Here is a 7,086-nt window from a genome sequence, read left to right on the forward strand (position 1 = left end):
TGCCGTGGCGGTGCGCGTGGCGGTGCGCGTGGCGGTGCGCGTGGCGGTGCGCGTGGCGGTGCGCGTGGCGGTGCGCGCGGCGGCAGCGACGCCGGCCGTCAGGCGGCGGCCGACCGGGCTCACGGCACAGCCGGCCCTGGCGCGGGTAACTGCCCGGGCACCACCGGCTGGTTGCGACCGCCGACCAGGCCAGCCGCGGCCCCGTCGCTCAATTCCCTGGCCTTGCGCCCGAGCAGCTCGCGATCGGGCTGGGCGTAGGTGGGTGCCGCTGGCGGGCAGAGTTGCGCCGGATCGGCCACCGCCATTTCCCTGGCTGCCGGCGCCTCATCGCCTTCCGCACGTTTCAGGCCGAGCTTCTCGAGCAGTCGGCCCATGCCGGCGTAGCTGCGCAGATAGGCCAGGGCAAGCTCGATCTCGGCATTGACCTGCGAGCGGCGGGCATCGAAATACTCGTTCTGGGTGTTGAGCAGGTCGAGCAGCGTGCGCTGGCCGATGTTGAACTGGTCGCGATAGGCGTTGCGCGTCTTCTCGACCAGTTCGACCTGCATGGCGATCTGGCCGATCTGGTCGCGCAGCCGGATCGTGTCGTGGAAGGCGATCGACAGCGTCTGCCGGATGTCCCGACAGGCCTTCTCGCGCTGGTCGAGGGCGATGTTCTTGCGCTCCCGGTACTGGCGGTTGCGCGCCAGATCCGAGCCGCCGTTGTAGAGATTGTAGTCGAGCCGCATTTCGACGACGCTGTTGTCGCGGGCATCGCCGAGGCCCGCGAAGTCGCTGAAGTGCTCGCTGCGGGCGATCAGGTGCAGTCGCGGCATGAAAGCGGCGCGCTGTTTTTCGAGGTCGTGCTGCGATGCTTCGACATTCTCGACCGTCGCCTGCAAGGCCGGGTTGTTCGCCAGTGCGACGACGAGGACGGCCTCGGCGCGATCGGGAAACGAACTCGCAAGATTGGCCGGGGCGAACATGACTTTCGCCGGTTGCTCGCCGATCAGTCGCAGATAGCGCGCCGTCACATCGTGCAGGTTGGCGAGTGCGGTGGTCAGGTTGACATCCGCCAGAGCCAACCGGCTGGCGGCCTGATCGACGTCGACCCGCTTGCCGACACCCGATTCGGCCCGCAAGCGCAGCTGATCGAGCGCCGCCTGATGCTGGATGTAGTTCTCCTCGGCAAGATACACCAGACGACGATGGCGAACGACGTCGAGATAGGCGCGACCCGCTTCGAGAGCGGTATTCTCTGAGGCATCGAGCAGTTCGAAGTAACGGACGAGCTTGGCCTTGCCCAGCCTCTTGACCTCGCTGGTGGTGGCGAAACCGTCGAACACCATCTGCCGCAGGTTGATCAGCGCGTAATTGCGGCTCCAGGACGTCTCGGCAGCGGGATCGGTTCGCGGCGTCAGCCTCTCACGACCGACGCCCGCCGCGACGTCGACCTGCGGCAGGAAACCGCCGCGCGCGACGTCGACCTCCTCCCGCCCTTCGCGAAAGGCATGCCAGCGCGCCTGTACCTCGGGGTTGCGCAGCACTGCGATCTGCGCCGCCTCCTGCAGAGAGAGATGCTCGGGATTCGTTGCCCTGGCCGTAGAGGGATTCAGCAGCGGCAGCAGGGCCGCCAGCAGGAACGACACGGCGGCAAGGCTCGACCCCTGTCTCTTGTTCTTCATGTCAAAGTGGACCCGTGGGTGTGAGGTTTGGCGCATTATACTCAGTACTTGGTCCGCCGCGACACGGCCGCTCATGCCCCGGGATTGATCGATCTTGCTCACCTTCTCCCGCCTTGCACCGATCCGGCCGGCGCTCGGGGCTCTCGCGGCCAGCATGCGGGCCTGCGTCGCGGCCTCGCTGCTGCTCGTCGCCGGCTGGTACGCAGCCGCCAACCCCGACCTGGCGGCAATGGAGCAGCAGCTCATCGCCCGCTTCGGCCCCGCGCGGGTCACCCTATTGCGCGACTGGGCCCGCATGATCGCCTCGACCAGCCTCCTGAACGACAGCGAAAAATTGCGGCGAATCAACGACTTCTTTAATCAGAACATCAGCTTTGACGACGACCGGGCGATCTGGCAGGAGTCGGACTACTGGGCGACGCCGCTCGAGACCATCGGCCGGGGCAGGGGCGACTGCGAGGATTTCGCCATTGCCAAGTACTTCTCGCTGCAGCTTGCCGGCGTTCCGGTGCACAAGATGCGCCTCATCTACGTCCGTGCCAGCACGACGACGCCATCAGGGGCGGCGCCGCAGGCACACATGGTCCTCGCCTACTACGCGAACCCGCGCGCCGAACCAGTCCTCCTGGACAATCTGCACGCCACCATACGGCCGGCGGCGCAACGCCGCGACCTGCAGCCGGTGTTCAGCTTCAACAGCGAGGGGATCTATCCCGGGATCGCGGGAACCACGACGGCCAGCGCCGGGCCTCTGGGTCGCCTTTCGCGCTGGGAGAGACTGTTGCAGAGAGCGCGCAGCGAAGGCTTCCACTGAGGGGCCGACAGGGAGGATCACGATCATGTCCATCTACCGCCAATTCTGGCTTGCCATCGTCAGCAGCATGCTGCTCGCTTTCGGAGGCAGTCTGGTCGCCTCGTTGCTGAGCGCGCGCGCCTACCTCGAGGCGGAGCTGTCGATCAAGAACGCCGACAACGCCACGGCGCTGGCACTCGCCATCAGCCTTGGCAAACCGGACGCGGCGATGGTCGAACTGAGTGCGGCGGCGCTCTTCGACAGCGGCCGCTACGAATTGATCCGGGTCGTCGATGCAGAAGGCGCGACGCTGGTCGAGAAGGCCGCCCTGCCGGACGATCCCGACGCTCCCGAGTGGTTTGTCCGGCTGCTGCCGATCGAGGCGATGCCGGGTACGGCGCAGATCAGCAGCGGCTGGGACCAGGTGGGCACCCTGACGGTAATCAGCAACCGGCGTTTCGCCTACACGGTCCTGTGGCAGGGCGTCTGGCGGGTGGTCGTGGCACTGGCGCTGGCCAGCCTGGTCGCCGGCGGGCTCGGCTGGCTCATCGTCGGCCGCCTCAAGGCGCCGCTGCAGGCGGTGATCGAGCAGGCGACGGCGATCACCGAACGGCGCTTCGTCACCATCGACGAGCCCAGGGTACCCGAATTGAAGCGTCTGGCGATGGCGATGAACGCGACCGTGCGGCGACTCGCGACGATCTTCGCCGACGAAGCCGCGCGCCTCGACAGGCTCCACCAGGAAGCTAACCTCGATCCTTTGACGGGTCTCGCCAACCGCGGCCACTTCATGGCGCAACTGCAACAGTGGCTCGACGCCGAGCACTCCGGCGAAGGCAGCCTGCTTCTGATCCGCCTTGCGCACCTGGCCGACCGCAACCGACACCTCGGCCGCGCGACGACGGACGAGCTGCTGCGCAGCCTTGCGGCAACGATAAGGGAGCACGCAGCAAGGGACGAGCAGTCGCTTGCTGGTCGGCTGAATGGCGCCGATTTCGCAATGATGTTGTCGAGCGGATGCGATCCGCAGGCGGCATCTGCGGAGCTGTTGGCGGCGCTGCGCGAGGCCGGCAGACCCTACTCGGACGAGGAAGCATTCGCCTGGATCGCCTACGGCCACGCAAGGCACGGGACGCCGCTTGCCGATCTTCTCGCCAGGGTCGACCACGCACTCGCCGCCGCCGAAGCAACTGGCAACAGTTGCACCCGCGGGGCGACCGCGGGCGCAGTGCAAGAGTTGCCGCCGACGGCCGATCATTGGTCGCAAGCCATCACCCGCGCTGTCGACAGGAATTGGCTACGGCTGGCATCCTTCCCCGTGATCGACACGGCGGGCAGGCTGTCGCACCGTGAATGCCCCCTGCGGTTGCGCTTCGAGGAAGAGGGCGAGTGGCTACCGGCTGGCGTCTTCCTGCCGGTGGCGGAACGGCTGCGTCTGACTCCTGCCCTCGATCTCGCGGCGCTCAGGCTGGCCATCGGCCAACTGCGGGCATACCCCGCAGCCCATGGACTGGCGATCAACCTCGCCGCCAGTTCGCTGGCGAACACGCGCTTCCGGCAGACCCTACTGAGCATGTTGGCCGACGCCGCCAGCGAGGCCCGCCGGCTCTGGCTGGAAGTTGGCGAAAGCGGCGCCCTGCGGCATCTCACCGCGTTCCGCGAGTTCTGTCGTGACGCCAGAGCAGCCGGCTGCCACGTCGGCCTGGAACACTTCGGCAACCGCTTCAGCCAAGTTGGATCGCTCCACGATCTGGCGCTCGACTACATCAAGGTCGATGCCAGCTTCATTGGCGGCATCGCATCGAACCGGGGCAACGAGACATTTCTCAAGGGACTGGCCACGATCGCCCACGCACTCGACTGGCAGGTGTTCGCCGAGGGGGTGGCGACAGCCGACGAACTCGCCGCTGTCGCCGACCTGGGCTTTGACGGCGCCACCGGTCCGGCAGTGCTGGAACCGGCAGCGAACCCGCAATGCGACTGATCCCGGCGCGCCGGTAGCGACACGGCGACCTCGCATGGCAGCGTGCGGCCTGCGGCCGCCAGTGCTGCCACCACCACCGGCCTGCCAAGGCGGAGACAGCCCGTCGGCAGGCAGGAAGAAACGCCAGGGCTAGTCGGTGATCAGCTTGTTCCTGTTGAGCAGATCCTGAATGATCAGTTGATCGGTGGTCAGGCCTCCGGCCGAAAGGTCGACGCCGGCGAGGACGATCTGCTGGTCGACCGCAGCGGGATCGAAGCCGGCCGCGAAGCCGCCTGACCTGCTGATGTCGACAGTCGTTGCCCCACCCTCGACGCGGAAGTGCAGGTAGTTGTCCAAAGTGCCCGGCGAGGAGTTCTCGCCCTGCAGCAGGTCACGCAGGTCGAGGACGTCGCCACCCGCCGCCCGCGAGGCGACCGAGAAATCGGTGACGGTGTCGACTGCCGGCGCCCCTGGCGCCCCGCGGTCAGCAAGACGCCAGGCGAATACGTCGGCACCCAGCCCCCCGCTCATCAGGTCGTTGCCGGCGCCACCGAGCAGGGTCTCGGCGCCGATACCACCGGCGAGCGTGTCAGCGCCGGCGCCACCGGTCGTGCTCACCGGCGGCGGGACCTCGCTGGCACCGTTGACCTGGACGGTCAGGGTGGCGGTATCGACCGCGCCGTCGGCATCCCGGATCGTGTAGGTGAACACGTCGTCGGCAACCTGGCCCGCGCCGAGGCTCTGGACGGCGGCTCGGGTATGGTCGAGGGAGTAACGGTAACTGCCATCGGCAGCGATGGTGAGCGTCCCGTACGTGCCATCGATGACGGCACCCACACCGCTTGCCGCCGGCGCCGGGAGGTCGCCGGCAACGACGCCGACCACCGCCAGCGTCGACCCATCGGGATCGCGGTCCTGCCCAGCCGTGCCCGGCGTCACGTCACCGCTGATCGTCACCAGTGGTCCGCCCACCGGAGCGGCGGCGAAACCATACATCGATGCCCCAGCCGACGAAACACCGCTGCGGACGGCGGTTCCCGCAGCGAGATCGATGGCATACATCTGCCCGCTCGACGTGCTGCCGACGTAGATCCCGACGTCGGTCTGCGCCAGATTGTAGAGGTCTGCCGGCAGGCCGGAGACGGCGGTAGTGGCAGTACCGGTCGCGAGGTCGAACTTGCGTATCGTCCCGGTCGTCCCGTTGTTGGTCGACAGGTAGAGCGCATTGTCGGCAAACAGCAGATCGCCCGCCGACGCCTGGCCCGCACCGAAGCTGCCGATCCGTGTCGCCGCACCGGTGGTGGTGGACAACTGGTACAAATCGCCACTACTCCCCGCAGCAAAAAGCCGGCCATCAGGACTCCCGACCAGGGCGTTGACGAAACCTGCGCCGGTCACCGTTCCGATGCGGGTTGCGCTGCCGGTTGCCGGATTGATGCTGTAGAGCACACTCGTCGAGTCGAGAGTGATCCCGAACATCGTGCCTGTCGGTCCCACCGCGATGTCGCCGAAAAGCCGGCCGGCATTGCCGATCAGGGTGCGGGATCCGGTTGCTGGATTGACGGTACCGATGTTTCCAGTCGAGTCGTTGTAATAGATCCGCTGCGCGGGCAGTTCGTAGACCATCGCCCGATCATCGACCGCCACCGGACCGAGTCGGTGGGTCGAGGTATCGGTCGCGGTGAAGGGATTGCCCGCAGCATCCGTGCCACTGACCGTTGCCGTGAACTGGGTTCCGGCCGCCAGGTCGGATCCGGCAACGTTGACACTGAAAGTATTTCCGGGAAGAACCGTGGTCACGTAGGAATTGCCGTTGATCGACAGCATGACCGTGTCACCCGGCGCCGCATCACCGCCGACTGTTCCGGTCACTGGAACCATCCCCACGGCTTCATTGGCGCTCAGGATGTCATCGGCGGTGACGTTGTCGACCGTGATGGTCGCCGAAGCCGTGCGGTCGACGGTGTGCTCCGACAGCGCTTGGCCGACGAAGGGATTGCCCGCGTCGTCGACGCCGCTGACCGAGGCCAGGAAGCGGGTATCGGCAGCGAGATCGCTACCGGCAACATTGATGCTGAATCTGTTCCCCGGCAGCACCGTGCCGAGGTAGGCGGTGCCGTTGATCGACAGGACCACCGTGTCGCCGGGAGCGGCGTCACCACCGACCGTTCCGGTGACAGTGACCTGGCCTCTTGCCTCGGCGTCGTTGAGGACGTCATCGGCAGTGATCGGATCGACGGCAATCGCCGCCGCCGCACTGACGTCGACCGTGTAGCGTTCACTGGTGCTGGCGCTGCCGCTGTTGCCGGCGGCGTCAGTGCTGCGGATGCTGGCGTCGATGGTGCGGTCGGGGTCGGCGGCGAGGTCGGCACCGGCAACGGCGATGGCGAAGCCGAGCCCGCCCGCGGTGCTGATGACCGGGCCGCTGTAGGTCTGGCCGTTGATCGTCAGGGTGACGGTGTCGCCGATCCGGGCGTCGCCACCAACGCTGCCGGTGATGGTGACCGGGCCGGCCGCTTCGGCAGCGTTGAGGATGTCGTCGGCGGTGATGTCCGGGTCGAGGCTGATCGTCGGCACCGGCGCGGTGGTGTCGACGGTACTGACCGGCCGCGTCGCCGGGGTCGCGGCGTTGCCGGCGGCGTCCGAGACGCTGGCGGTGACGGTGT

At 67.3% G+C, this 7,086-nt stretch carries 4 protein-coding genes; 2 read left to right on the forward strand and 2 right to left on the reverse strand.

The annotated features are described in order from the left end of the window. Window positions 1-119 precede the first annotated feature (119 nt). On the reverse strand, window positions 120-1,664 hold the full coding sequence (locus tag NFW30_RS06240; protein ID WP_295351856.1) for a TolC family outer membrane protein: 1,545 nt from the start codon (window positions 1,662-1,664) through the stop codon (window positions 120-122). Window positions 1,665-1,758: 94 nt separating this feature from the next. Between NFW30_RS06240 and NFW30_RS06245 the strand changes: the two genes are divergently transcribed. After that, window positions 1,759-2,478, forward strand: coding sequence for a transglutaminase-like cysteine peptidase (locus NFW30_RS06245; RefSeq protein WP_295351853.1), 720 nt, complete (start codon window positions 1,759-1,761; stop codon window positions 2,476-2,478). 25 nt (window positions 2,479-2,503) lie between these two features. Next, window positions 2,504-4,441: an EAL domain-containing protein gene (locus NFW30_RS06250; protein WP_295351850.1), complete on the forward strand. Its 1,938-nt coding sequence runs from the start codon at window positions 2,504-2,506 to the stop codon at window positions 4,439-4,441. Window positions 4,442-4,570: 129 nt separating this feature from the next. Here the strand turns inward: NFW30_RS06250 and NFW30_RS06255 are convergent. Further along, a partial coding sequence (locus tag NFW30_RS06255; RefSeq protein WP_295371900.1) for an Ig-like domain-containing protein occupies window positions 4,571-7,086 on the reverse strand: 2,516 nt, incomplete at its 5' end.

The sequence above is a fragment of the Accumulibacter sp. genome (genome assembly GCF_023806635.1).
Taxonomy (GTDB): Bacteria; Pseudomonadota; Gammaproteobacteria; order Burkholderiales; family Rhodocyclaceae; genus Accumulibacter.

Bases quoted from the DNA above. Each gene is read 5' to 3' on its own strand.
- NFW30_RS06240 (WP_295351856.1), bottom strand. From the start codon at position 1,664: ATGAAGAACAAGAGACAGGGGTCGAGCCTTGCCGCCGTGTCGTTCCTG.
- NFW30_RS06250 (WP_295351850.1), top strand. From the start codon at position 2,504: ATGTCCATCTACCGCCAATTCTGGCTTGCCATCGTCAGCAGCATGCTG.